At 64.3% G+C, this 25,422-nt stretch carries 18 protein-coding genes; 13 read left to right on the top strand and 5 right to left on the bottom strand.

The genetic code is table 11. The features are described from left to right. The first annotated feature begins 123 nt into the window (after positions 1–123). The 10 genes from dnaJ to recJ all read left to right on the top strand — a co-directional run bounded on the left by dnaJ (position 124) and on the right by recJ (position 13,847). Positions 124–1,254 (top strand): molecular chaperone DnaJ, encoded by a 1,131-nt coding sequence (gene dnaJ / locus M9902_RS09745; RefSeq protein WP_297222623.1) that lies wholly within the window; start codon positions 124–126, stop codon positions 1,252–1,254. Between the two features lie 156 nt (positions 1,255–1,410). Beyond that, positions 1,411–2,529 carry a prephenate dehydrogenase gene (locus M9902_RS09740; protein WP_297222620.1) on the top strand — a complete coding sequence of 373 codons (1,119 nt, stop codon included), beginning with the start codon at positions 1,411–1,413 and terminating at the stop codon, positions 2,527–2,529. 114 nt (positions 2,530–2,643) lie between these two features. Beyond that, the gene (locus M9902_RS09735) at positions 2,644–4,938 is read left to right on the top strand and encodes a DUF1631 family protein (RefSeq protein WP_297222618.1); all 2,295 of its coding nucleotides are present in this window, start codon (positions 2,644–2,646) and stop codon (positions 4,936–4,938) included. A 70-nt stretch (positions 4,939–5,008) separates the two neighbouring features. Further along, positions 5,009–5,713 (top strand): 4-hydroxy-tetrahydrodipicolinate reductase, encoded by a 705-nt coding sequence (dapB, locus tag M9902_RS09730; protein ID WP_297174905.1) that lies wholly within the window; start codon positions 5,009–5,011, stop codon positions 5,711–5,713. 116 nt (positions 5,714–5,829) lie between these two features. Further along, the gene (locus M9902_RS09725) at positions 5,830–6,168 is read left to right on the top strand and encodes a DUF6150 family protein (protein WP_297222615.1); all 339 of its coding nucleotides are present in this window, start codon (positions 5,830–5,832) and stop codon (positions 6,166–6,168) included. Positions 6,169–6,357: 189 nt separating this feature from the next. Further along, positions 6,358–7,494, top strand: a complete 1,137-nt coding sequence (gene carA / locus M9902_RS09720) for a glutamine-hydrolyzing carbamoyl-phosphate synthase small subunit (RefSeq protein WP_297222613.1) — start codon at positions 6,358–6,360, stop codon at positions 7,492–7,494. Position 7,495: 1 nt separating this feature from the next. Next, positions 7,496–10,741 (top strand): carbamoyl-phosphate synthase large subunit, encoded by a 3,246-nt coding sequence (gene carB / locus M9902_RS09715; RefSeq protein WP_297222611.1) that lies wholly within the window; start codon positions 7,496–7,498, stop codon positions 10,739–10,741. 14 nt (positions 10,742–10,755) lie between these two features. After that, complete coding sequence (gene greA / locus M9902_RS09710) at positions 10,756–11,220, top strand: transcription elongation factor GreA (RefSeq protein ID WP_297222761.1); 465 nt, start codon at positions 10,756–10,758, stop codon at positions 11,218–11,220. Positions 11,221–11,232: 12 nt separating this feature from the next. Further along, on the top strand, positions 11,233–12,168 hold the full coding sequence (locus M9902_RS09705; protein WP_297222610.1) for a phosphoglycerate mutase: 936 nt from the start codon (positions 11,233–11,235) through the stop codon (positions 12,166–12,168). Between the two features lie 17 nt (positions 12,169–12,185). Beyond that, positions 12,186–13,847 (top strand): single-stranded-DNA-specific exonuclease RecJ, encoded by a 1,662-nt coding sequence (gene recJ, locus M9902_RS09700; protein WP_297222759.1) that lies wholly within the window; start codon positions 12,186–12,188, stop codon positions 13,845–13,847. A 195-nt stretch (positions 13,848–14,042) separates the two neighbouring features. Here recJ and M9902_RS09695 read toward each other — a convergent pair whose 3' ends face one another. From M9902_RS09695 to M9902_RS09680, 4 genes are read right to left on the bottom strand one after another with little or no spacing between them, the layout of a single operon-like run. Then, the gene (locus M9902_RS09695) at positions 14,043–15,518 is read right to left on the bottom strand and encodes a hypothetical protein (protein ID WP_297222609.1); all 1,476 of its coding nucleotides are present in this window, start codon (positions 15,516–15,518) and stop codon (positions 14,043–14,045) included. Between the two features lie 35 nt (positions 15,519–15,553). After that, complete coding sequence (locus M9902_RS09690; RefSeq protein ID WP_297222607.1) at positions 15,554–16,555, bottom strand: AAA family ATPase; 1,002 nt, start codon at positions 16,553–16,555, stop codon at positions 15,554–15,556. Positions 16,556–16,606: 51 nt separating this feature from the next. After that, positions 16,607–18,466 (bottom strand): hypothetical protein, encoded by a 1,860-nt coding sequence (locus M9902_RS09685; RefSeq protein ID WP_297222605.1) that lies wholly within the window; start codon positions 18,464–18,466, stop codon positions 16,607–16,609. Next, the gene (locus M9902_RS09680) at positions 18,459–19,181 is read right to left on the bottom strand and encodes a hypothetical protein (protein ID WP_297222603.1); all 723 of its coding nucleotides are present in this window, start codon (positions 19,179–19,181) and stop codon (positions 18,459–18,461) included. The genes M9902_RS09685 and M9902_RS09680 overlap by 8 nt, the downstream gene beginning before the upstream one ends. Positions 19,182–20,071: 890 nt before the next feature. On the opposite strand from M9902_RS09680, the gene M9902_RS09675 reads away from it, so the two are divergent. Then, the gene (locus M9902_RS09675; protein WP_297222601.1) at positions 20,072–20,434 is read left to right on the top strand and encodes a hypothetical protein; all 363 of its coding nucleotides are present in this window, start codon (positions 20,072–20,074) and stop codon (positions 20,432–20,434) included. 38 nt (positions 20,435–20,472) lie between these two features. Here the strand turns inward: M9902_RS09675 and M9902_RS09670 are convergent, their stop codons facing one another. Then, complete coding sequence (locus M9902_RS09670; protein ID WP_297222599.1) at positions 20,473–21,189, bottom strand: hypothetical protein; 717 nt, start codon at positions 21,187–21,189, stop codon at positions 20,473–20,475. Positions 21,190–21,366: 177 nt separating this feature from the next. On the opposite strand from M9902_RS09670, the gene M9902_RS09665 reads away from it, so the two are divergent. Both M9902_RS09665 and hsdR read left to right on the top strand, forming a co-directional pair. Then, positions 21,367–21,630, top strand: a complete 264-nt coding sequence (locus M9902_RS09665) for a helix-turn-helix transcriptional regulator (protein WP_297222597.1) — start codon at positions 21,367–21,369, stop codon at positions 21,628–21,630. Positions 21,631–22,056: 426 nt separating this feature from the next. After that, positions 22,057–25,422: a type I restriction-modification system endonuclease gene (gene hsdR, locus M9902_RS09660; RefSeq protein WP_297222595.1), complete on the top strand. Its 3,366-nt coding sequence runs from the start codon at positions 22,057–22,059 to the stop codon at positions 25,420–25,422.

Raw genomic sequence — 25,422 nt, 5'->3', positions numbered from 1 at the left:
TGATTCGAAAAAGCGGAGTCCCGGCTCCGCTTTTTCCACCACGCCCCGCCAATCCCCGCCATTGCCCTCGCTCTTGATCTTGCTCTTTCCAATCACCAATCACGAATCACGAATCACGTTTCCATGACCAAACGCGATTACTACGACGTCCTGGGCGTGGCCAAGAACGCCAGCGAGGAAGAGCTGAAGAAGGCTTACCGGCGCTGCGCGATGAAGTACCACCCGGACCGCAATCCGGGCGACAAGGGCGCCGAAGCGGCGTTCAAGGAATGCAAGGAAGCCTATGAGGTGCTGTCCGACGGCGGCAAGCGCCGCCTGTACGACCAGCACGGCCATTCCGCGTTCGAGCAGGGCATGGGCGGCGGCAATCCCGGCCCGGGTTTCGCCGACATGGGCGATATCTTCGGCGACATCTTCGGCAATATCTTCGGCGGCGGGGGCGGGCGCCAACGCGGCCCGCGCCGCGGTGCCGATGTCGGCTACGTGCTGGAGCTGGACCTCGAAGAGGCCGTCGCCGGGGTCGAAAAGCAGATCCACGTGCCCACGCTCGCGCAGTGCGGGCGCTGCAAGGGCAGTGGTTCCGAAGATGGCGTGATCGAAACCTGCAGCACCTGCCAGGGGCGCGGGCAGGTGCGGATGCAGCGCGGTCCGTTCGTGATGCAAACGCCGTGCCCGCAGTGCAATGGCGCCGGCAAGTCCGTTGCCAATCCCTGCCATGAGTGCCACGGCCATGGGCGGGTGCAGGAAGACAAGACCCTGGCGGTGAAGATTCCTGCCGGCGTCGACGTGGGCGACCGCATCCGGCTGGCCGGCGAGGGCGAAGCCGGTCCGACGGGCGCTCCGCCGGGTGATCTGTATGTCGAAGTGAGGGTGCGCCCGCACGCCATCTTCGAACGAGACGGCGACGATCTGCACTGCGAGGTGCCGATCAGGATTTCCCAGGCGGCATTGGGCGATGCGATCCGGGTGCCCACCCTCGGCGGCGCGGCCGAGCTGCGCATCCCCGCCGAAACCCAGACCGGCAAGGTGTTCCGCCTGCGCGAGAAAGGGGTCAAATCGGTCCGCAGCCGCCAGCCCGGCGATCTCTACTGCAAGGTGGTGGTGGAAACCCCGGTCAACCTCACCGGCGAACAGCGCGAGCTGCTGGAGAGATTCGAGACGACGTTTGTCGGTGATGGCGCCCGCCGCCATTCACCGAAATCCAGCACCTTCCTCGATGGCGTCAAGGGCTTCTGGGACCGGATGGTGTCCTGAAGGCTGCTGGAAACAACGGCAGGCCACGCCGCCGCAACTTGATCCCGCACCTCGCAAAGCGTTCGTCCCTGTCATGGCGGAGGCTGGCCTGGCCGATCCGGGCGCAGCGCACGGGGCTTCTGGCAGAATCCGCAAGCCCCCGCAGCAGGCGCGCTCGTGGATTTCAATTCTCCTTGCATCGGCATCGTCGGCAGCGCCGGCGCCTACGGGCGCTGGCTGCAGGCGTTCTTCGCGCAGCGCATGGGGCTGGAGGTGCTGGGTCACGACCCGGCGGACCCGGAGTCCAATGACCCGGAGGTACTGCTGGAGCGTGCCGATGTGCTGCTGTTCTCGGCGCCGATCCGGATCACCGCCCCGCTGATCCGGGACTGGGCGGCGCGCGCGGCCGGCCGTGAAGCCGGACGACTGTGGCTGGACGTCACTTCAATCAAGGCCGCGCCAGTGGCGGCCATGCTTGCGTCGAGGGCGGAGGTCGCGGGCCTGCATCCGCTGACCGCGCCCCCGAAATCGCCCACGTTGAAGGGCCGGGTGCTGGCGGTGTGCAGGGCGCGGCTGGAGCGCTGGACGCCGTGGCTGGAAGCGCTGCTGGCGGCGCTGGAAGCCCAGTGCGTCGAAGTCGAGCCGGAGCAACACGACCGCGCCATGGCCTTGGTGCAGGCGATGGTGCATGCCACCCACCTGGCCCAGGCCGGCGTGCTGCGGGAAAACGCGGTCACGCTCGGCGATCTGGACGCGCTGTTGCCGCTGCGCAGCGCGGCATTCGAGCTGGATGTGGCGATTGCCGCCCGCATTCTGTCGCAGAATCCGGCGATCTACGAAGACATCCAGTTCGGCAATGCCCACGTTCCGGAAGTATTGCGGCGGTTGTCCGCCCAGCTCGACCGGATCGCCGGGCTGGTGGAGCAGGGCGATGAGGCTGCCCGCGCGCGCTTCCGCGACGAAGTGCTCGGTGGCGGGCGTGCAGCCTTTGGCGCGCAGACGCTGGCGGCGGGCAACGACACCTTCGAACGGGTGGGCTACCTGCTGGCGGATCTGACCGATGCGTGCAGCCTGAGCGTCTACCTGCCGCGCGACCGACCCGGCTCGCTGCGCGCGCTGTTGCACGTATTCGAACAGCATGGGGTGAACATCGCCTCCCTGCATTCCTCGCGGACCCGGGCCGGCGAACTGCACTTTCGCTTCGGTTTCGACCGCGGTGTCGATGCCTTGCAGTTGCAGGCGGTGACCGCCGCCCTGCATGTCGCCGGGATTGGCCGGGTGCTGGCTGCGGGCTGAACGGTCGCCCTGCGTGGATGGGCGGTCGTCAAACCATGACGGGCATCAATATCTGTGCCGGCAAACTGGGCTAGTGTTCACCTTGAGTCAATACATCACGTCACAGGCAACGCCATGAACATCCGGCCCCCCACGGATTCCAGATTCGGCGCAGGCACAGCGACCCACTCGTTGTTCGACGCCCTGCAAAAACACGTCCTCGACCGCATCACGCCCGCCCTGGATGCGGCGCTGGGCGACGCCGACGACTACCTGTTCGATTTGAGCCAGAAGGGGGATGAAGACCTGGGCTTGGGTGCCCTGCGGGAGATGCGCCGGGCGCGCGCGCAGATCGTCCAGGGATTCCGCAGCCAGGTGACGGCGCGCTTCACCGTGCTGGCCACCTGCCGCGCGATGACCGGCGAGGGCGGAGCCGGATCGGGGCTCGATGCCGGCCTGAGCCTGCTCTCGGATCAGGATCTGGAGCAGCAGCTGGCGGTCGAGCAACTGGCCGCGGCGGTGCTGCGCACGCATGGCCCCGCGTTCGAGATCGCCAGCAAGCGGATGGCGGTGGTGGCCGGCAGCGCCAAGCTGGAACGTCGCGACGATCCTTTGGATCCGGTGTTCCTGGCCAGCGCGATGGGCCACGCGATGGTGGACCAGAACCTCAGCGACGAGCTGCGGATCATCATGTTCAAGTTTTTCGAACGTGAACTGGATTCCGCGCTGGGCGACTTGTATGAACGCTGCAATGCCCTCATGGCCAGTGCCGGCATCCTGCCCGAGCTGAAGGCATCGGCCGCAACCGCCCAGCCGCGGCGCGCGCCGCCGCAGCAGGCCCAACCACACCCGACGGATTCCAACCAGGTCGAAGCGCTGCAACGCGATCCCGCCACCCAAGCCGGTGCGCCGCAGATGGGCATGCCGCAGATGGGCATGCCAGGTGGCGCGGTGCAGGCGCCGATGCAGGTCAATGTCGCCGACCAGGCGATGTTCGCCAACATGCTGGGCCAATTGCAGGGCTGGCGGGTGGCGATGGGTCTGAACACCGGCGTCGGGACCGCCGGCCCAATGGGCGGCATGGCTGCTCCGGGCCCGACCCTGGGCACCAACGACCTGCTCTCGATCCTGTCGCTGATGCAGCGCGACGCCGCGCCGATCCTTCCCGAAAGCGGGCACGGCGGCGATGCCGGCCTGTCGATCGCCGCCCAGTTGCGCAAGCACATGGGCCAGAGCGCGCGCAAGCTGGGGGTCGCCGGGGACAACGTCAACCTGGACGGGCTCGATGGCGATGCCGTCGACCTGGTGGCCCTGCTGTTCGACGTGTTGCTCGACGGTCCGCAGTACGACACCCGCATCCGCCAGAAGATCGGCCGCATGCTGGTGCCCTGCGTCAAGGCTGCGGTCAAGGATCGGCGTATGTTCCTGATGAAGGAACACCCGGCGCGCAAACTGCTCAACACCGTCGCCGAGGCCTGCGAGGGCAACCGAGGCGAGGAGCCGCAGGAGCGCGAGCTGCTCGACCACGTCGATCACACCATCGACCGGCTGGTGGCCGAGTTCAACGAAGACGTTGCAATCTTCGAAACCCTCGAACAGGAGCTGCGTTCGTTCATGGCGCAGCACCGCAAGCGTTTCGAGCTGGTGGAGCGCCGCACGACCGAGGCCCAGTGGGGCCGCGAACGCCTCGATTCCGCCCGCGAAACGGCCCTGCGCGACATCGAGTCCCGTCGCGGCGAGCGCGATCTGCCCCCGGTCATCGCCGACTTCCTGTCCCGCCACACCGCCCACCACCTGGTCCAGGTGGCGCTGCGCGACGGTGTCGATTCGGTCCGCTACGATCGCGCGTTGACAACCGTGGATGGGTTGCTGGCGGCGCTGGATCGCGCGGCCGCCGGCCGCTGGCCGGATCCGGCGTGTCCGCTGCCGGAAGCGGGCTTGCTGGAAATCCTCTCCAGCGCCGGTTTCACCGATGCGGCGGCGCATGCGGCGCATGACGCGCTGAACGAGTTGCTCGCGCGCATGGCTGCCGGGCAGGCCGTCCCCGAGGCGGATGCGCGGATCGCCACCCAGGTCGTGCCGGTCGAACAGGTGGCCCCGCCAAAACTCGAGGTGGTCGCGGACAATGCACATCTGGACTTCGATGCCGGCGTCCTTGATCGCATCAAGGCCTTGAAAGTGGGCGACTGGCTGCAGCTGGCCACCGCCGACCAGCGTTTCGCGCCGGCCAAGGTGTCCTGGATCAGCCCGATTTCCGCGCGCCTGCTGCTGGTCAACCGGCGCGGCATCCGCGTGCTGGTGGCATCGGCGCAGGAACTGGCGGCGATGGTGGCGCTCGACAAGATCCGCCTGCGCGAAGGCCAGACCGCCTTCGACGATGCCATGCACCAGATGGTGGACCGCCTGCAGAGCGTGAATGCGGAACGTTGAAGCTGTCCAAGCAAGGTGCCGGCAAACGGGGGCCTTGCCGCAACGTGCCGCCGCAGGCTAGCCTGCGGGCATGAGCCCGCCTGTCCGCCTCCTGATCCACGGTGCCACCGGCCGCATGGGCCGTGCGCTGCTGCGGCTGTGTCGCGAGGAGGGCCTCGGCTGTACCGTGGTCGCCGCCGTCGCACGACATGCGCCGCAGGAGACCGGGGTCCCCGGGTTCGCGGTTGCCGAACTCGATGATGTCCCGGATTTCGACGTGGCGGTCGACTTCAGTCTGCCGGACGGTTTCGATACCGTACTGGCCCTGTGCCTGGCGCGCCGGACCGCCCTGGTTTCGGGAACGACCGGCCTTTCGGAGGGGCAGCAGGCCGCGCTGGATGCCGCCGCTGCGCGCATCCCGCTGGTCTGGGCCAGCAATTACAGCCTCGGCGTTGCCGTACTGCAGGTATTGGTGTCACAGGCCGCAGGCCTGCTGCACGGCTGGGACTGCGACATCGTCGAATCCCACCACGCCCACAAGAAGGACGCGCCGTCGGGCACCGCGCTCACCCTCGGCGCCAGCGCACAGACGGCCGGCGTGGTGCCGCACTACGCCTCGATCCGTGCCGGAGACATCGTCGGCGAGCATCTGGTGCAGTTCACCGGGACCGGGGAGCGCATCGAGTTGATCCACCGCGCCAGCTCCCGCGACATCTTCGCCCGCGGCGCCCTGCACGCGGCGCGGCGGTTGCACGGCCGTGAACCGGGGCGCTATCCATTCGAAAACCTGGTTTGACGAGGACTCGAGCCGGTCCCGACCGCTTGCTTGCAGGCTTGCGGGCTTGAAGGTTGCCGGTTTCCGCAGCGTTTGCCGTTCCACCTGTCAAAGCCCATTGCAACAGGAAGGTACCGATGAAATTCCGGCCGACGCTGCTCGTTATCGCCCTGTTGGCATGCGGTCAGGCCCAGGCGGTGCGCGTGATCGAGGTGCAGTATCCGTCGGAAGCCGACATCAAGGTCTATCGCGTGGACCGTCGTTCCGACGCGGACCTGCGGGTGCAATGGGTGGAATCCCGCAGCGACGCCAATGGTGATGCGCTTTGGTGGCGGGCCGACTCCCGATCCGACGCACAGCTGAAAGTCTTCTACGTCAAGTATCGATCGGAGGCGGACCTGCGAGTGTTCGAGGTCGATCGCCGCAGCGATGCCGGCTGGAATGGCCCGCCGCGCGGCCTCATCCTGAAACCCTGACGCCTGCCTCGAGGTTTTCAGGTTCCACTTGCCAAGGCCGTTGCGCAGGCAGCCAAACCCCTGCGTTGCAACCCGCACTGGCGCGCCCGCGCCCGCGTCGGTACAATTTCCCCTCGCCTGAACACCCGCAGTTCCGGACCGGCCAACCCGCTCCGGCGCTTTCGTGCAACCCAAGCAAAGGCGACGCATTTGGATATCCCCGCAATCCTCGCGCTTGAAGACGGCACCGTCTTCGAGGGCATTTCCACGGGCGCGGCCGGTCTGGCGGTCGGTGAGGTGGTCTTCAACACGGCCATGACCGGCTATCAGGAGATCCTCACCGATCCTTCCTACGCCCGCCAGCTGGTGGCACTGACCTATCCGCACATCGGCAATACCGGCTGCACCGACCAGGACGATGAATCGTCGCAGGTCTGGGCCGCAGGTCTGATCGTCCGCAACCGACCGACCACGCCGAGCAGCTGGCGCAGTCAGGGCGCGCTGCCGAGCTGGCTGGAAGCGCGCGACATCCCGGCGATTGCCGGCATCGACACCCGCAAATTGACCCGGCTGCTGCGTGAGCGCGGCGCGCAAAACGGCGCGCTGCTGGCGGGCAGCCGTCACGACGAAGCCCTCGATGTCGATGCCGCGATCGAAGCGGCGCGCAAGTTCCCGGGCCTGGCCGGGATGGACTTGGCCAAAGTGGTGACGACGCAGGCACCGTATCGCTGGAGCGAGGGCCAACTGGATCTGGACCGCAACGCATTCCGTGGCGGTACACCGAAGTTCAAGGTGGTCGCCTACGATTTCGGCTGCAAGCGCAACATCCTGCGGATGCTGGCCGAGCGCGGCTGCGACGTCCACGTGGTGCCGGCGCAGACCCCGGCCAGCGAGGTGCTGGCTATGCGGCCCGACGGGGTATTCCTGTCCAACGGCCCCGGCGATCCGTCGGCCTGCGATTACGCGATCGCGGCCACTCGCGCCTTCGTCGAGGCGAAGATTCCGCTGTACGGCATCTGCCTCGGCCACCAGCTGCTGGCGCTGGCAATCGGCGCCAGGACCATGAAGATGCGCCACGGCCACCACGGCGCCAATCATCCGGTGCAGGATCTCGACAGCGGGCGGGTATTGATCACCTCGCAAAACCACGGTTTCTGCATCGACGAGGCCAGCCTGCCGGGCAATGTCCACGTCACCCACCGCTCGCTGTTCGACGGCACCAACCAGGGCATCGCCTTGACCGACGCCCCGGCGTTTTCCTTCCAGGGCCACCCCGAAGCCAGCCCGGGGCCACAGGACATGGACCCGCTGTTCGACCGCTTCGTCACCCTGATGGAGGGTCGCTGAGATGCCAAAACGGACCGATCTGCGCAGCATCCTGATCATCGGCGCCGGCCCGATCGTGATTGGCCAAGCTTGCGAATTCGACTACTCCGGCGCCCAGGCCTGCAAGGCCCTGCGCGAAGAGGGCTACCGGGTGGTGCTGGTCAACAGCAACCCGGCAACGATCATGACCGACCCGGAAATGGCGGACGCAGTCTACATCGAGCCGATCAACTGGCAGACTGTCGAAAAAATCATCGCCCGCGAAAAACCCGACGCAATCCTGCCGACCATGGGCGGGCAGACCGCGCTCAACTGCGCGCTGGACCTGGCCGACCACGGCGTGCTCGACAAGTACGGGGTCGAGCTGATCGGCGCGCGCCGCGAAGCGATCCGGATGGCCGAGGATCGTGAGTTGTTCAAGCAGGCCATGTCCGAAATCGGGCTGGAAAGCCCGCGCTCGCACATCGCCCGCACGTATGAAGAGGCGGTGGATGCGCAGGCCGAGGTCGGCTACCCGACCATCATTCGTCCCAGCTTCACCCTCGGCGGCACCGGCGGCGGGATTGCCTACAACCGCGAGGAGTTCGAGACCATCGTCAAACGCGGCCTGGAGCTGTCGCCGGTGCACGAGGTGCTGGTCGAAGAGTCGGTGCTGGGCTGGAAGGAATTCGAGATGGAAGTGGTCCGTGATGGCGCGGACAATTGCATCATCATCTGCAGCATCGAGAATTTCGATGCGATGGGTGTGCATACCGGCGATTCGATCACGGTGGCGCCGGCGCAGACCCTGACCGACAAGGAATACCAGCGCATGCGCGATGCCTCGATCGCCGTGCTGCGCAAGATCGGCGTCGATACCGGCGGTTCCAACGTCCAGTTCGGCATCAGCGCCACCGACGGGCGCATGGTGGTGATCGAAATGAATCCGCGGGTGTCGCGTTCCTCGGCGCTGGCATCGAAGGCCACCGGCTTCCCGATCGCCAAGGTCGCGGCCAAGCTGGCGGTCGGCTACACGCTGGACGAGCTGAAGAACGAGATCACCGGCGGCAAGACCCCGGCCTCGTTCGAGCCTTCGATCGATTACGTGGTCACCAAGATTCCGCGTTTTGCGTTCGAGAAATTCCCGGCCGCCGATGCCCGCCTGACCACCCAGATGAAGTCGGTGGGCGAGGTGATGGCGATCGGGCGCAGCTTCCAGGAGTCGCTGCAGAAGGCGCTTCGCGGGCTGGAAACCGGCAAGATCGGACTGGATCCGACTGGTCTCGACCTGACCTCCGAAGATGGACTGATGACGCTGCGACGCGAGCTGCGCGAGCCGGGCCCGGAGCGCGTGTTCCATCTGGCTGATGCCTTCCGTGCCGGTCTGGATGTGGCCGCCGTGCACACGCTGTCGTTCGTCGATCCGTGGTTTCTCGAACAGGTCGAGGCCCTGGTCGATGCCGAAATCGACGTGGCCCATCGTGGCCTGGAAGGCCTGGACGCCCGCCGCCTGCGTGCGCTCAAACGGATGGGCTTTTCCGATGCGCGCATCGCCCAGTTGGCTGGAACCAACGAGACCGCGGTGCGCGCTCTGCGCCGCGCGTTCGACGTGCGCCCGGTGTACAAGCGGGTGGACAGCTGCGCCGGCGAATTCGCGACCGGCACCGCCTACCTGTATTCGACCTACGAGGACGAATGCGAGGCCGCGCCGAGCGAGCGCCGCAAGATCATGGTGCTGGGCGGTGGCCCGAACCGGATCGGGCAGGGCATCGAGTTCGATTACTGCTGCGTGCACGCCGCGCTGGCGCTGCGCGAGGACGGTTTCGAGACCATCATGGTCAACTGCAACCCGGAAACCGTCTCCACCGATTACGACACCTCCGACCGCCTGTACTTCGAGCCGCTGACGCTGGAGGACGTGCTGGAGATCGTCGAGCTGGAGCAGCCCGAGGGCGTGATCGTCCAGTACGGCGGCCAGACGCCGCTGAAGCTGGCGCGCCTGCTGGAAGCCAACGGCGTGCCGATCATCGGCACCTCGCCCGACTCGATCGATCTGGCCGAGGACCGCGAGCGCTTCCAGAAACTGGTCGACGACCTCGGCCTGAAGCAGCCGCCGAACCGCACCGCGCGCAGCGCCGACGAAGCCCTGCTGCTGGCGCGTGAGATTGGTTATCCGCTGGTGGTGCGCCCGAGCTACGTGCTGGGCGGGCGGGCGATGGAGGTGGTCCACGCCGACGCCGACCTCGAACGCTACATGCGCGAGGCGGTCAAGGTATCCAATGATTCGCCGGTGCTGCTGGATCACTTCCTCGATGCCGCGGTGGAGGTCGACGTCGACGTGATCGCCGACCGCGCCGGCAACGTGCTGGTCGGCGGTGTCATGGAGCACATCGAGGAAGCCGGCGTGCATTCCGGCGATTCGTCCTGCTCGCTGCCGCCGTATTCGCTGTCGAAGCGCACCCAGCAGCGCCTGCGTGAGCAGGTGGTGGCGCTGGCCCAGGCGCTGCACGTGGTCGGACTGATGAACACGCAGTTCGCGGTCCAGGTCGGCGTCGCCGACGGGGACGAGGAAGACACCATCTATCTGCTGGAAGTCAACCCGCGCGCCAGCCGCACCGTGCCGTTCGTCAGCAAGGCCACCGGCCGCCCGCTGGCCAAGATCGCCGCCCGCTGCATGGCGGGAACCACGCTGGCGGAGCAGGGCGCCACCGCGGAGATCGTGCCCGCGTATTACTCGGTCAAGGAAGCGGTGTTCCCGTTCGCCAAGTTCCAGAACGTGGATCCGATCCTCGGCCCGGAAATGCGCTCGACCGGCGAGGTGATGGGCGTGGGCCGCAGCTTCGAAGCCGCCTTCGCGCGCGCCGAGGAAGCGGCCAACATCAAGGCGCCGCAGCCGGGCCAGGCCTTCATCTCGGTCCGCGACCCGGACAAGGCACGGGTGCTGCCGGTGGCCAGATACATGCTGGAACGCGGGTTTTCGATCGTCGCCACCGGCGGCACCGCGGATTTCCTGAGCAGCCACGGCGTTGCCTGCGCGCGGATCAACAAGGTGGCCGAAGGCCGTCCGCACATCGTTGACCTGATCAAGAACGGCGAAATCTGCTATATCGTGAACACGACCGAAGGACGCCAGGCGATCGCCGACTCGTTTTCGATCCGACGCGAGGCATTGCAGGCCCGCGTGACATATTCCACCACCGTGGCGGGCGCCAGCGCGCTGCTGCATTCCCTCGATCACCGCGGCGCGGGCGACGTGCACCCGCTGCAGGAACTGCACAAGGAGCTTTGAACATGCCGGTCCCGATGACGGCCAAGGGCGCGCAGCGGCTGCGCGCCGAGCTGGAAGAACTCAAATCGGTCAAACGTCCCGCCATCATCGAGGCGATCGCCGAAGCGCGCGCCCATGGCGACCTCAAGGAAAACGCCGAATACCACGCCGCCCGCGAACAGCAGGGCTTCATCGAAGGGCGCATCAAGCATCTGGAAGGCGAACTGTCGAACGCCCAGATCATCGATGTGGCCAAGCTGGCGGCGGGTGATCGGGTGGTGTTCGGTGCCACCGTGGTGCTGGCCGACGCCGACAGTGGCGATGAAACCACCTACCAGATCGTCGGCGACCTCGAAGCCGACATCAAGCAGGGGTTGATCGCCATCTCCTCGCCGGTGGCGCGCGCGCTGATCGGCAAGAACTCCGGTGATGCCGTCACCATCGAAGCACCCGGCGGCACCCGCGAATTCGACATCGTTTCGGTTGCCTACCTCGGCTGAGCCCCGCAGCGCGTGACCAATCGCCTGATCCTGCTGCTGCCCGCACTGGCAAACTTCGCCGGGCAGCCGCTACCACCCGCGCTGGGCAAGGCGCTCGGCCGGGCGGAACGGGCGCGGCTTGCCACTGGCGAGCGCGCGCAGCTGCTGCGCCACTTCCAGCCGCGCCCGCAGGCGTGGCCTTCCGCCGCGCTGGCGCGCGTGGCCGAAGCCGGCATCGAGGGCGCCAGCCCGGATGCTTGGCTGCGCGCCGATCCCGCCCACCTGCGCGCCGATATCAATGGCGTGCGTCTGCTGGGGATCGGCCGCACCGTCGGCCTCGATCCGGCCGATGTCGAAGCCTTCCTGCCGGCGCTGCGGCCGCTGTTCGGCGACGCCGGGATGACCCTGGATGCGCCACATCCGGAGCGTTGGTACCTGCGGCTGGCGCCGGCGGTGAAGCTGCCGGAATTCGCGACGCCCGAGCAGGCGCTCGGCGATGACGTGTTCGAGCACGCGCCCGATGGGCCCGAGGCGCGGCGCTGGCGCACCCTGATGAGCGAGGCCCAGATCCTCCTGCACAACCACCCGCACAATGCGCGCCGGCTGGAGTCGGGCCGGGTGCCTGTCAATGGTCTGTGGTTCTGGGGGGGCGGGGTGTTGCCTGATGCGATTGCGAGTGCCGGACCGACCCTGTATTCAGACGATCCAGAGCTGCGCGGCGCCGCCATTCTGGCCAAGCTGGGCGGCATGAATCTGACCGAATTCAAGGATTTTTCCGCCGCCGCGCTGGTCGACCTGCGCGGCCAGCGCGACTGGTCGGGGCTGATCCAGCACTGGCTCGACGCAGCGGCGGCCACGGTCTCCCAACACGCGGTGGTGCTGGATTTCAGCGACGGCCATGTCTTCACCCTGGCGCGCCGCCAGCGCTGGCGGCTCTGGCGCAAGCCGCTGGAGCGCCTGCTGCCGTGACGGTGCGCCGCCGCATCGTGCGACGCCCCGCGGTGCTGCCCACTGGGGAGTGGCCGGCCGATTGGCCGGACGTGCTCCGGCGGGTCCACGCCGCGCGCGGCAGCCGCGACTTTGCAGCCGCCATGCCGCGGCTGTCCGGGTTGCTGCCGTACCACGCCCTGAAAGACATCGACGCCGCGACCGCGCTGCTGCAATCGGCGATCGAACGCAATGCGCGCATTCTTGTCGTCGGTGATTTCGACTGCGACGGTGCCACCGCCTGCGCCGTCGGCGTGCGCGGCCTGCGCCTGCTCGGGGCGCGCAACGTGCTGCACGCGGTGCCCAACCGCATTGTCCACGGCTACGGGCTGACGCCGGGGCTGGTCGATGAATTGGCCGCGCTTGCGCCCGATCTTGTCGTCACCGTGGACCACGGCATCGCCTGCCACGCCGGCATCAGCGCCGCCAAGGCGCGCGGCTGGCAAGTCCTCGTCACCGATCACCACCTGCCGGGAGCGACGCTGCCGCCGGCCGATGCGATCGTCAATCCGAACCAACCGGGCGACGGCTTCGCCAGCAAGGCCCTGGCCGGCGTCGGCGTGATCTTCTACGTGCTGCTGGCACTGCGCGCGCGGCTGGGATCCAGGGCCGACCTGCCGTCACTGCTGGATCTGGTGGCGGTGGGCACCGTGGCCGACATGGTGCCGCTGGATGCCAACAACCGGGCGCTGATCGGTGCAGGGCTCAGGCGATTGCGGACCGGGCAGGGCTGCACCGGGCTGCACGCCTTGATCGAAGTCGCAGGGCGCAAGAATGCCACCCTCACCACGGCCGACATCGGATTTGCCATCGGCCCGCGCATCAACGCGGCCGGGCGCCTGGAAGACATGGCGATCGGGATCGAGTGCCTGCTGGCTGAAGATGCCGGCCAGGCGCGCGAACTGGCCACCACCCTGAACGATATCAACACCCAGCGCCGCGCCTTGCAGGCGCAGATGCAGGACCATGCGGAAACCCGCCTCGATGCCCTCAACGACGTCCACGGCGCCTGCCTCTTCGACCCGGACTGGCACCCCGGCGTGGTTGGCCTGATTGCCTCCAAACTCAAGGAAAAGCTGCACCGGCCCGCGATCGCGTTCGCGCCGGTGGAACCGGAGGCCGCCGTGTTGCGCGGTTCGGCGCGGTCGATCCCGGGATTTCACATTCGCGATGCACTGGCACTGGTCGATGCACGCCATCCCGGCTTGATCCTGCGATTCGGGGGCCACGCCATGGCCGCCGGCCTGAGTCTGGCACGCGGGGATTTCCCGATTTTTCGTGATGCTTTCGACGCCGTCGTCGGGCAGACGCTTGCCGAAGAGCTCCTGACCGACGTGATCCACAGCGATGGCGCCCTGGCCCCGGATGAGCTCACGTTCCGCGCCGCCGTGGCACTGTGCGACGGCGGCCACTGGGGACAGGGCTATCCGGAACCGATGTTCGACGATGTGTTCGACGTCCTCGACTGGCGCGTGCTCAAGGACCGGCACCTGAAGCTGGAGCTCGGGCTGAACGGAGCGCGGTTTTCCGCCATTGCGTTCAACGGCTGGGACGGCAGCGCGCCCAGTCAACGGCTGCACATTGCCTATCGGATCGCCCCTGACAGCTGGCGTGGCGGCGAGGCCATCCAACTGCTAATCACTTATAAAGAATCCTTGTAAATCATTCAATTCGTACGGTTAGTTCATGTTGATTGACGCCGAGCATTCGCCCTGAAACCACCCGATTGATTTCAAAAGAGAAGCGCGAGATGGACGGGCGTTTCGTTGGGGCTTTCATTGTCAACAACTCGCCCGGAATTCCCAGAACTACCAACAACCGCCCATTATTTCTTCAAACCGCTGACGATCTGCCCGCTATTTCTTCTGCCGCATTTTTCCAGCTCGACGCGCCGGACGATTACGGGTCCGCGGTCGCGTTGCCGACGGCGTGGATCCGGTCTTGGTCTTCGTGGCGGGTGAGATGGGTGCGGAGGTATCAACTATACGCCTAGCAGAGGGCGGCCGTGTTGCCGTCCAGCACACCCTGACCGAACGGATTACATCGTTCTCGATGACGATCTCGGCCGTGGGCAAGGACCAGCGCTGGCACTTCGATGATTTCCCGGCGGCCACTATCGACCTGAGTACCGTCTCCAAACCTTGGGTATATGCCCGGGCAAGGATGGCTTCCAGGGCTCTGGCCACGTGGCGTCGCCCTGCGATCCCATCCAGCGCATGGGATCGTGCGGCTTGAAGGGAACGACTACATCCGTCGTTGCGCACCTCCAGACCGGAAATAACCCTGTCCAGCAACTCGCCGCAGAAACAAGCTGCCGTCGGGTCGACGGCCGAGAGGTTGAGCCAAGTGCTTTTGTCGCTGGACAACCCGTGCGGAGCGATCAGGCATTCAGGGCGGTTGGCGAGGTTCTGTTTGAGGGTTTGTCCTTCCTCCAAGCCATTCATGTTGGCAAGCTCGAGCGGTGTGGGGGTATCGGCCGGAAATGCTGCTATGGCATCTTGGGTTGCCTGAGCGAGCTTGGCGTGCATTGTGGCGGGGAGCGGCACGAACGTCAGTGGGCGCTCTCCACCCAGAAGGCTCCAACCCCAGAACTCGCCTTCTGGTGGGTCTTCCCCAGCATCGGAAAATTCTTCCAGTTCGGCCGTGGGCTTGGCGGTTTCGAGCATGGCCTTGAGTTCAAGCGATTGGCGCGCCAGTGCAGCGTATCCCGGCATCCAGTTGCTATACGGTGCAGGGACGACGAGCAGGCGGGACTTTCGTTCCTCAGCCGCCCAATACAGATATCGGCTGGCCCATGCGTCGACTTCCGCCGCCGGAAAATGCCACATGTCGATCGAAGCCGTCCTGACATCGAACGCGTTGTATCCGCAGTCGCAGCGACCAAGACGAAGATCCGGGTGAAAGCGTGCCCAGCGAGTTCGACCACACTGAGGACAGCCGGTGTGCAACTTGGTGGCATGCCAGGGACAGTGATCGATGAAAGGCAGTTGGAAAAGCGCACAGTGGTAGCCATGGGCCGCGCAAAGAGGACAATCGCGAAGCGGGAAGTTGTGGCGTTCCAGTACACGCCCGGTGCGTAACGGGCTCCAAACCTCTGGTGACCAATAGTCACCCACGCGCGTCGCGCGCAGCCCCAGTGCGTGAAGTAGCCCCGCTTTAGGGGCACCAGGCCTTTGGGTCGCGGTCAGTGCATCGGATGTCACTCGATTGCGAATCCCTAGCGCTGTCAGCTCAACGCCCATCAGCCGGCCCAGCTGCGTCATCCGTCGAAGCAAGCCGTAGCCGGAGATATAGGGATAGGGTTCGAGTTCGGCGCCAAGGAGAGCCGGCAATGCCGGCCTTCCTTGGATGACGTCACACCAAGCCATTACGCGGCCTCGCCATGGCCTATGTCGGGCATGCGCATCTTGGCGCGGACGAACTCCAGGCGGAGATAGCCGCTGGCCAGAAGGACGTGCCTGACCTGCTCAGGCGTGAAACCGTTGAAGTCAGGATTGTCGTGAGCGATGTCGGCCAGGAGCGAGTGCACGACCAAGGTAAACGTTGCCATCGGCCACGCATCGGTTTCGGGCAGCTTGTACTCCTTGCGCAGCGACCGGACGCCCTCGAAGATCACCGGCGCATCTTTCGACAGGCACCAGCCGTGATCGAACGCGTCCTTGGCGAAGTAACGTGAGAACGGCATGTCCGGCGTCGGCCAGGCAGCCGAACGGTCGTAACGCCCCAAGGCATGGGTGATTTCCGCAATCCCCATCAGCGGCCGGAACGGTGCGGTGTCCATGAACCAGCGGCGAACGGTATGGGACGGGCGTTCCAGCCAGTCGTCGCCGACATCGACGCCCTCGGCATCACTCTGGCGAACCAGCACGAGGAACAGGCTGAGGTTCTCGTCGAGTACCAGGCCATCCAGATCCTCGAGATACTGGTATTCAGCCTCGGTGATGCGCTGGGCGTTGTCGATAAAGAGCACCATGCGGCGTTGCCGCGCCTGGCCACAGCGTGTGCGAATGAAGTTCACCAGGCGTTCGAGGCCCAGGCCTGGATCCATGCGGATGGCATTGACCAGCTTCAGGCGCCGGTTCATGGCGGTCCAGAACGCACGGTCCGAGCGACGGATGCCGCTTGGCATCACCATGCGCGCCGCGACTCCGATCTGTAGTTTCGTCTTGGCGTTGACCAGCCAGCGCGACGCGTTGTCGGTCAAGTATTGCTGCGCGGTCGTCTTGCCAAGCCCGCCGCCGCCGTACACCGAGCAACCGTGGTGACCCTGGCTGATATTGGAGAGGATAAAGTTGGCGAGGTACTCGGTCGGCTTGGTATAGATCTGGTAGCTGTTGGGAATGAAAATGGGGTGTTCGTTGTTGTCCATAAATTCTCCTGGGCGCGTCCGCGCCATGCGGGATCGTGGAAAACAAAAGCTTCAGAAGTCGTTTTCGTCGTCGAGGCTGATCCAGCCGCCCGGTGGGACTTTCATAGGCGCATTGATCACTGGCGGACGTGAACTAGGTGGCGCGCCGTTATGGACCTGTTCCATGCGGGCAAGTTGATCCACAGCCTGCTGGGAGGTTGGCGCCAGCGCACGCAGGAACGCGACATAGGCCGCAATCGCGCAGTCCACGCCGGTGATCGAGAACCCTGTCCGCAACTTCGACCATTGCATGATCAAGGCCCGTGTCGTTTCATCGTGCGGGGTTCGATTCCATGGCGCGGCCGCCCGAACGGCGCATAGGGGCGCGGTGGCGGTGCGCATCAGTACGAACGATCGAAGGTCGTGGCGAGAGACGCGGGCCAGAACCGTCTTGCCGACCAGTTCCCACTTGTAATCCAGATCCGTGCTGCGATAGCGCACGTACATGTAATTGACGTGCGGCATCACGCCTTCGTTGCGGTTGCCGTGAACCGTTAGCGGCACCAGCACGCTGCTCATGTCACTGGCGTCTTCCTCAGCCTTGTCCGGCATGAAGGCGAAGGCTTTTGGTCCTTGCATCTGCAGGTACTGCAGCGGACTCAGGTCGCCCAGCGCGGTGTGGGGCGTTGCGTTGTAGTTCGCAATGATGACGTCCAACAATTCTTCGAATGCATGCAACTGGATCGGATAGTCGTTCGGCGCGAAATTGCTGATGCGGATCTTGTTCTCGCCCAAGCGTTTGGCAGGCTCGAAACCACCCGGAACGTCGCGGAGTGCGCCGCGTTCTAGGCGCGAGAAGAACTGCTCAACGATTGGGCGGGAGCGTGGCTCGTGCGCGCGCCCATAGAACAGCATGCCGCCACGGGCTCGACAGAATGCCTGCTCGAAGTCAAGAGCCGAATGCGCCTTCGCGTTGTCCAACGCCAGCAAACGCGAGCGCCATGACGAGTTTGTGCCCAGTGATCCCGAGGGTAAGCCGGCGCCCGGCGCGTACTCCAATCCGGGAATCGTCAATTCCCTGCGTTTCCACGGTTGCAGGGATTTCGTGAGGCAGGCGGCGAGATCGAGGTTGTTATACGCCCTGCCAACGCGCAGGATCCAACCTACGATGGCGCGGGACTCGACCTCGATCTCGACCAGCAACCACAGCGAGGTGATCTGGCGCTTGATGGAGCCGCCATTGGGCAATGCCACCCCGAGGACGGCCTCGATGTCAATGCGATGCCCGTCGATTTCCGTGCGTGCGAATGGGACCCCCCGGAAAATTCCAGACAAGGTGGAGGGCGGTGCATCGGCGGTATCGAGGTTGCCGACGTCCGCGTGGTCGATGCGACGCTGGCGGATAAAACGGAGCAGGGCACGGCGCCCTTGGTCCGCCTGGTTCAAGGGATAGAAATCCCGCAGGTCCAGACGCTTGAGCTCGGCCACGATCTTCGCATGCAATCGGTCGAAGGATTTCGGCGGTCGCCCGGGTGGCAAGGGCTGTCTGAAATCGCTGATCCAGATCGCGATTTCGGGGCGTGCCGAGAGGAGTTGGCTCATCGCATGCGGGCTGGCCCGGCGCGGCATTTCCGCATCGCCTTCCTGTTCGCTGCGCTGATAGGTGCCCCATGGCACGCACACCCTGAACCCGTATGGCTGCCCGTCGGGTGCCAGTTGAGGGGCGCGATTGACCATGGTACGCAGTCGTTTGTGGCATAACCCATGTGCGTTGGCCGCACGGGTGATGCCCATGTCGCCGGTCAGAACCGACGTCAGCGCCGCGCACGCTTCCCTGAAGCGCGACCGAACTGATTCGGCGAGATCGGACTCCTTGGGTTTGTACCATGCAGCAAGCTGCTCGGAGGGATAACATGTGTAGAGGCTACGCACGGACCACCTCCAGGACGGCGTCGGCTGCGCCCGGCAGGTAGTCCGCCAGCTGCAACTCACCTTGATGGATCATGGCAGCCACTACTGCACGCACATTTGCAGGAGTGAAATCCAAGGTATTGATTAGGTTCGATATCGAAACACGTTCGGTGTTGACGAGGCGTGCGCGGATCTGGTTCCGGATGAGCGAGCGCGTCGCCAGCCGCCCGTAATCCCACACCAGCGGCAGCAGTTCGAAACCGGTTGCAAGCCAGGTCCGTGCGGAAAGCAATTCGGGCTCGGTGACGTAGTGCAGTCGGATGCCATTGCGCAGCGCGGCGTCATCGAGTTCAGCTCGATTCCGGATGGAAACGGTACCCGTCGTGCTACCGATAGTGCCTGCTTCGGGAACAACCAAGTAGAAGCGCTCCTCGCCAGACTTATTGCGAGTCCAAAACGACACATCGATCTGTTGTTTGACAGTAAACCGGATGCGGCGCGGACGTTCGATGTATTTCTGGATGTTGGGATCGAATTCCAACTTGAGTGCTACCGCCGCGTTGATTGCGTCGGCGATGGTGACGACCCTCTGGTTGCGTGGCGAAAAAAAGACAAATACTTCGCGTCGACTACGTTCGCCTCGAGTTAGTTTTCGAGGCGTGTAGGGAAGATACGAATCCGTGGCATGCGATGCAATGGACGAAGCGTCCGCGGTCGCGGAGGTTCCAGCAGTCATGACAGCTCCTTCGCAGGCCTCAATGTGAGGTCTGATGCAGGCCACATCGGCGGCCGCTTGGAGGCGCGCATACTCTTGAGGGCACGGCGCGCCTGCCCGGCCAGCCATCTGGGGCGGCTTGACTATTTGAGGGAAATGCGGGAGCCTACTAAGGCACTGGTACAGCTCCGCTACTTCTTGCTCCGACGAGAGGCAATCGCCCCCCACCAACGGGGGCGGTTCATTTCCGTAGTTCGGAGTGCAGATCTCAGCTGGTCATGTACTGACTCTCCGTGAAAGGGGCGCGGTTATCCGGACTGCCGGGAGGTCATCCATGCTGCGATGTCCACCGTATTCGCGAATAGGCCACGACGATGTGGCAATGCGTACATCCTGATCGGCAGTTGGCCACGAGAACGTGCTTTGGCTAGCGCCGCGGTGCTTCGGTAACCCAGCACCTGAGCGGTCTGTGCTGCAGACAATACAGCCCCAAAAGCGCGGAGGTACTGCATTTCGATCGCGTCTAATTGCGCCACAATGGTGCTCTCAAGTCACGGCTTGTCCTTGACTTTACCCCTCGTGTCACCCACTTGCAAGCCTTTGATTTAAAAAGATATATTTGGTTGGTTTAAACTGAATTGAAAAGGTTGGATGTTTTTTTTGGCTCAGGCAAAATTAGGGTGTACCTGACACCTAAATAATTGACCTACGGTCAATTATTTAGGTTCTGTTTGCGTTGAGTAGTGACCATCTCAGCAGAGCCTTCAACCACGGCCACAAACGTCTGGCATGCGCCTGCACGATGGCGGCACGCGCACCGTGCATCAACAGGGTGCGCAGAAAAGGTCGCAGCCAGATGTGTCCAATTCTGGCGCCGCAACTCCGGGCAAATACACCTAGACCGTCAGGCGATGCAGCTTCGCCTATGCGGGCACGAAACCGTCTATGTCCTGACGCCGCGAACAGCCCACTCTATGAAGTTTAGTACGCATGGCGCTGACAGCGCGTGGATCTGCACTACGACAAACCCAGATGGGGCTGCCAATGCGCGGATCGAGCATGACAAGGCGCTAGGCCGTGTGCTGATCGAGCTGATGGAGGACGATACCGAACTGTTCCGGCAGTACAGTGACAACGATAGCTTCAGGAAGTGGCTTGCGGATTCTTTATTTGGTATGACCTACCGCAAGGGCATTTGTCCGCAACTTGACGCCGCATTTAGCGCACGCTCGAGTTGTCAAGAATCAAAACTGCAAATTCTTACGGTGAATTGACTGGATAGTTGAAAGGGTGGTACTAAGCAACACGACCCCTAACATATTTGAAGCGCTTCGAGTGAAGGAGTGCGTTGCCAATAAATCGCAGGTACACGCAGTAGATGAGTGGCGAACGCATCAACCGCAAGGCTGAAAGGCCGAAGATCTTTTGGTTCGAATCCTTTGATGTCCCATTTGCCGCTGTCTGCACGCGAAGGGCGTACTGCTAATTCTCGTACGACTGCATTTCGCGTCATGCGTTCTTCACCACGAAACCGCAGGTAAGCCGAACTTCCGGCACGCACGGCCGCCCAAATGAAATAGCGCACTTGTGTTAAAGGCCGATTACGCGTCATTGCAGCAAGCACTGGCGCCGAGTCTGCACTCCATTCTCGGGTCAAACCGGCCATAGCAAGCCGATGACCCAGGTAATCGATGGCCTCGGCCGCGGCGAAGCGACGCCATAGATCGAGGATGTCTTCCGGGGGTGGCCAATCGCAGGTCCGTGCTACAAGCAGACCGGTCAGGAACACATCTAAGTTTTCGTCGGTGATGGCCGGCCAGTTCAGGCGCCAGCCAATCCTCTCGTAGGAGGTGTGCTCGCCCATGACGTGTTCAGGCCACTGAAGCTGCGGCCAGGGTACGGCGACGACGCCACGTTCGACCAGGGTGCGGACGATGTCGATGGCACAGAGGACGGTCGGCGCGAGGGGGCGATAGTGGCTGCGAGCCCGTACCAAGGCATGCAGTGCCAAGACCTCGATCAGGCTCAATTCTTCAAGGCTCGAGGGTGGCGGGGGTGAGACAAGAGCTTGAGACATGACGCCTCCCCGCAGGCCGGCGCTCACCGAGTGTGATCACCGATCGATACTGCAGGCGCAGTGATATGTGATTTTCGCATATGTAGAAATCGAATATAGCGTAGGTGGTCGCCCGATCCAAGAGCGGCCATGGCCAAATCCATCCACCGTCCCGAATCCGCCGTTTTACGCCGCAGGCTCCGGGAGATTCGGGTGGCGGCGGGTCTGACCCAAGCCGAAGTCTCGAGCCAGCTAGGACGGGATCAAACCTACATGAGCAACATCGAACGCGGTGTGCGCCGGTTGGACGTGATCGAGTTAAGGGACATCTGCCGGCTTACCGGCAAGGACTTCCTGGAGTTTCTCGCCGAACTCGAGCGCGAACTTGCCTCGCGTACGCGCCGTCGTATCTGAGCAATGGAAGCCGTCCTGTTTCACGCCTTGAATCCACCGCGCTGCACCATGGTGCGCCTCGACCCAAGACCTTCTTCGAGAAGAAGGCTGCTGTCGCCTACGCACAGAGCGTGGGGCTGCTGCTCGCGCAAAAGGCATGGGGTGCTCGGACCCGGTAAGCCGCTCACCTACCATCACAGGAACATTGGGTCGACTGGTTCAACCACAAGCACTTGGTGGTGCCGATCGGGAACATCCCACCGGCGCAAGCAGAAGCCGTTTACTATCAGTAGCAACGTGAACTCGCCATGGTGGCGTGACTAACACCAACGAGCCTCCAGGATTCCCGGGGCGGTTCACCCGAAGCGCTCAGGCATTTCTCCGTACAACTGCCGCGTCCGATAGAATCGACCGGAACCAGTAGGAGCTGAAGCAGGGACGGAGGGAATGGCCGAACCACAACGCTCCAATTTCGCGCATCTGGCCCGCTTGCAGGCCGACTTGGCCCAGCTGGGTGGCCGGGCGGAACGTTTTTTCGGCGAAGACCCCAATACCTGCCTGCTCAAGCTGCGTCAGTTCGCCGAGTTGATGGCGCAGCAGGTGGCTGCACGCGCTGGTCTTTACGTCCCCGAGGAAGACAATCAGGCGACCCTGCTCAACCGCCTGCGGCAACAGGGCTGGCTGCCGCGCGAAGTGGCCGACCTGTTCCACTGGATCCGCAAGGCCGGCAACGAGGCCAACCATCAGCTGCACGGTAGCCATGCGCAGGCCCTGCAGGGCCTGAAGATGGCAGCCCAACTGGGCGTCTGGTTCCACCGCAGCTTCCACGACGTCGCATTCAAGGGCGGCGCGTTTATCCCGCCGCCGGTACCGGTAGACGAAACTGCCGAACTCCAGCACCAGTTGGCCGAGCTGCAAGAAAAATTGCAGCACTCTGACGCCGCGCGTCAGGCCGAAGCGGAAAAGTCCGAAACCGCAGCCCAGCAACTGGCACAGGCCCAAGCCGACGCACGGCTGTGGGAGGAGCTCGCCCAGTCCGTCACCAGCGACGCAGACGCCGCCAAGGCACAGCTGACCGAACTCCTGTCACTGCAGGCGCAAGCGGCGGGCCAGTCGACGGCGTTCATGACTCAGCTGCAGCAGACCGCTAATCAATCAGCCAGCCACATCGACCTGGACGAAGCCGCCACCCGTGTGCTGATCGACCAGCAACTGCGCGAGGCCGGCTGGGAAGCCGATTCGGTTGCACTCAACTACCGCAGCCACCGCACCACGCCCGAGCCGGGGCGCAATATGGCCATTGCCGAATGGCCCTGCGAGGGCGGCGATCGCGCCGACTACGCCCTGTTCACCGGCACCCGGCTGGTCGCGGTGGTCGAGGCCAAGCGCGCCAGCAAGAACGTTTCCGGCGACATCGAGCAGGCCAAGCGCTACGCCCGCGGCATCATCGGCGATGGCGGTGAGGTACTCGATGCCCAGTGGCAGGGCAAGTACAGGCTGCCGTTCGTCTACGCCACCAATGGTCGTCCGTTCCAGCGCCAATACCAGATGGCCAGCGGGGTCTGGTTCTGCGACCTGCGCCGGGCGCAGAACACCCGCAAGCCACTGGAGGGCTGGCATACGCCCACCGGCCTGACCGAATTGCTCAAGCAGGACATCGACGCAGCCACGACGAAGCTCGACGCCACCCCGGTGGAGTTCGATTTCCCGCTGCGCCGCTACCAGCGCGAAGCCATCCTCGCCGTCGAGGCAGCGATCAAGGCCGGCCAGCAGGAACTGCTGGTCGCCATGGCCACCGGCACCGGCAAGACCAAGACCTGCATCGCGCTGGTGTACCGCCTGCTCAAGGCGCAGCGCTTCCGCCGCATCCTGTTCCTGGTCGACCGCAGCGCGCTGGGCGAACAGGCCGCCGACAGCTTCAAGGACACCCGCATCGAGAACCTGCAGTCCTTTGCCGACATCTTCGGCATCAAGGAAATCGACGAGGCCCAGGCCGAAGCGGACACGATGGTCCACATCGCCACCGTGCAGGGCATGGTCAAGCGCGTGCTCAACAGCGACAACGGCGGCATCCCGATCGACGCCTACGATTGCATCGTGGTAGACGAGTGCCACCGCGGCTACCTGCTGGACCGCGAAATGTCACAGGCCGAGTCGGACTTCCGTGACCAGGGCGACTACATCTCCAAGTACCGCCGCGTGCTGGACCACTTCGATGCGGTGAAGGTCGGCCTGACCGCCACCCCGGCGCTGCACACCAGCGAAATCTTCGGCAAGCCGGTGTACGTGTATTCCTACCGCGAGGCGGTGCTGGATGGCTGGCTGATCGACCATGACCCGGCCACGGTCATCACCACCGAACTGAGCCAGGGCGGCATCCACTACGCCAAGGGCGACGAAGTATTGGTGCTGAACGCCCAGACCAAGGGCGTGGACCGCTACAAGACGCCGGACGACCTGGGCTTCGACGTCAGCCAGTTCAACAAGAAGGTGCTCACGGAGTCCTTCAATCAGGTCGTCTGTGCCGAGCTGACCCGGCATATCGACCCGTACGGGCCGGCCAAAACCCTGATCTTCTGTGCCACCGACGAGCATGCTGACCTTGTGGTGCGCCTGCTCAAGCAGGCTTACCGCGATGCCGGCTTCGATGAGGTCGGCGACGACAGCATCGTCAAGATCACCGGTGCCTCGGACAAGCCGCTGTCGCTGATCAAGCACTACAAGAACGAGCACAACCCCACCATCGCCGTCACCGTGGATCTGCTGACCACCGGGATTGATGTTCCGGCCATCAGCAACCTGGTGTTCCTGCGCCGGGTCAACAGCCGCATCCTGTACGAACAGATGCTGGGCCGCGCCACCCGCCGCTGCGACGAGATCGGCAAGGACGTGTTCCGCATCTTCGACGCGGTGGATCTGTACAAGTCCCTGGAACCGTTCAACAGCATGCAGCCGGTGGTGGTGAACCCCGGTATCGGTTTCACCCAGTTGATCCGCGAAATCACCGAACACACCGGCGAGACCATCGCCACCGAAGCCCGCGACCAATTGCTGGCCAAGTGGCAGCGCAAGAAGCGCCACCTGACCGATGCGCAGAAATCCGCGCTGGAATCCACCGGTATCAAGGTCGAAGACTTCGGCAAGTTCATCAAGAGCAGCGACATCCACACGCTGGCCGCATGGCTGAAGCAACACCCCGGCCTGGGCGCAATGCTGGACAAGCCACGGGAATTCCCGTCAGACCCGGTGGTGGTGTCCAAGCACGGCGACCGCATTGCCGACGTCGGCCCGGCCTACGGCAAGCCGGAGGACTACCTGGAGCGATTCAGCCAGTTCATCAAGGACAATGGCAACAAACTGCCGGCGCTGGTGGCGGTGGTGCAGCGCCCGCGTGACCTGACCCGCAAGGACTTGAAGGAACTGGTCGCGGCGCTGGAAGGCAACAACTTCGACGAGAAATCCCTCACCCACGCCTGGGCACAGGCGAAGAACCACGAGATCGCCGCCCGCGTGCTCGGCTTCGTGCGGCAGGCGGCGCTGGGCGAGGCGCTGGTGCCGTGGGAGCAGCGCGTGGACCATGCCGTGCAGGTGCTGGTCTCCAAGCGTGGCCTCAATCCCAACCAGCAGAACTGGCTGAAGAAGATTGCCGCGCAGATCAAGGCCAATATCGTGCTGGACGAGCAGTCCATCGACGAAGGCCCGTTTGGACAACAAGGCGGCTTCAAGCGCCTCAACCAGCAATTCGAAGGCCAGCTCACCGAGCTGCTGGCCGACATGAATGAAGCCATCTGGCTGCACGCAGCCAATCAGTAA

It is taken from the genome of Thermomonas sp. (assembly GCF_023953935.1).
Taxonomy (GTDB): Bacteria; Pseudomonadota; Gammaproteobacteria; order Xanthomonadales; family Xanthomonadaceae; genus Thermomonas.
This window is presented reverse-complemented; position numbering and strand designations above follow the sequence as displayed.

What these genes read in the sequence shown, in the direction of transcription:
- dnaJ (WP_297222623.1), top strand. Translation starts at nt 124, where the DNA reads ATGACCAAACGCGATTACTACGACGTCCTGGGCGTGGCCAAGAACGCC.
- M9902_RS09735 (WP_297222618.1), top strand. Translation starts at nt 2,644, where the DNA reads ATGAACATCCGGCCCCCCACGGATTCCAGATTCGGCGCAGGCACAGCG.
- dapB (WP_297174905.1), top strand. Translation starts at nt 5,009, where the DNA reads ATGAGCCCGCCTGTCCGCCTCCTGATCCACGGTGCCACCGGCCGCATG.
- M9902_RS09725 (WP_297222615.1), top strand. Translation starts at nt 5,830, where the DNA reads ATGAAATTCCGGCCGACGCTGCTCGTTATCGCCCTGTTGGCATGCGGT.
- carB (WP_297222611.1), top strand. Translation starts at nt 7,496, where the DNA reads ATGCCAAAACGGACCGATCTGCGCAGCATCCTGATCATCGGCGCCGGC.
- greA (WP_297222761.1), top strand. Translation starts at nt 10,756, where the DNA reads ATGACGGCCAAGGGCGCGCAGCGGCTGCGCGCCGAGCTGGAAGAACTC.
- M9902_RS09690 (WP_297222607.1), bottom strand. Translation starts at nt 16,555, where the DNA reads ATGGACAACAACGAACACCCCATTTTCATTCCCAACAGCTACCAGATC.
- M9902_RS09680 (WP_297222603.1), bottom strand. Translation starts at nt 19,181, where the DNA reads ATGACTGCTGGAACCTCCGCGACCGCGGACGCTTCGTCCATTGCATCG.
- M9902_RS09675 (WP_297222601.1), top strand. Translation starts at nt 20,072, where the DNA reads ATGCAGCTTCGCCTATGCGGGCACGAAACCGTCTATGTCCTGACGCCG.
- M9902_RS09665 (WP_297222597.1), top strand. Translation starts at nt 21,367, where the DNA reads ATGGCCAAATCCATCCACCGTCCCGAATCCGCCGTTTTACGCCGCAGG.
- hsdR (WP_297222595.1), top strand. Translation starts at nt 22,057, where the DNA reads ATGGCCGAACCACAACGCTCCAATTTCGCGCATCTGGCCCGCTTGCAG.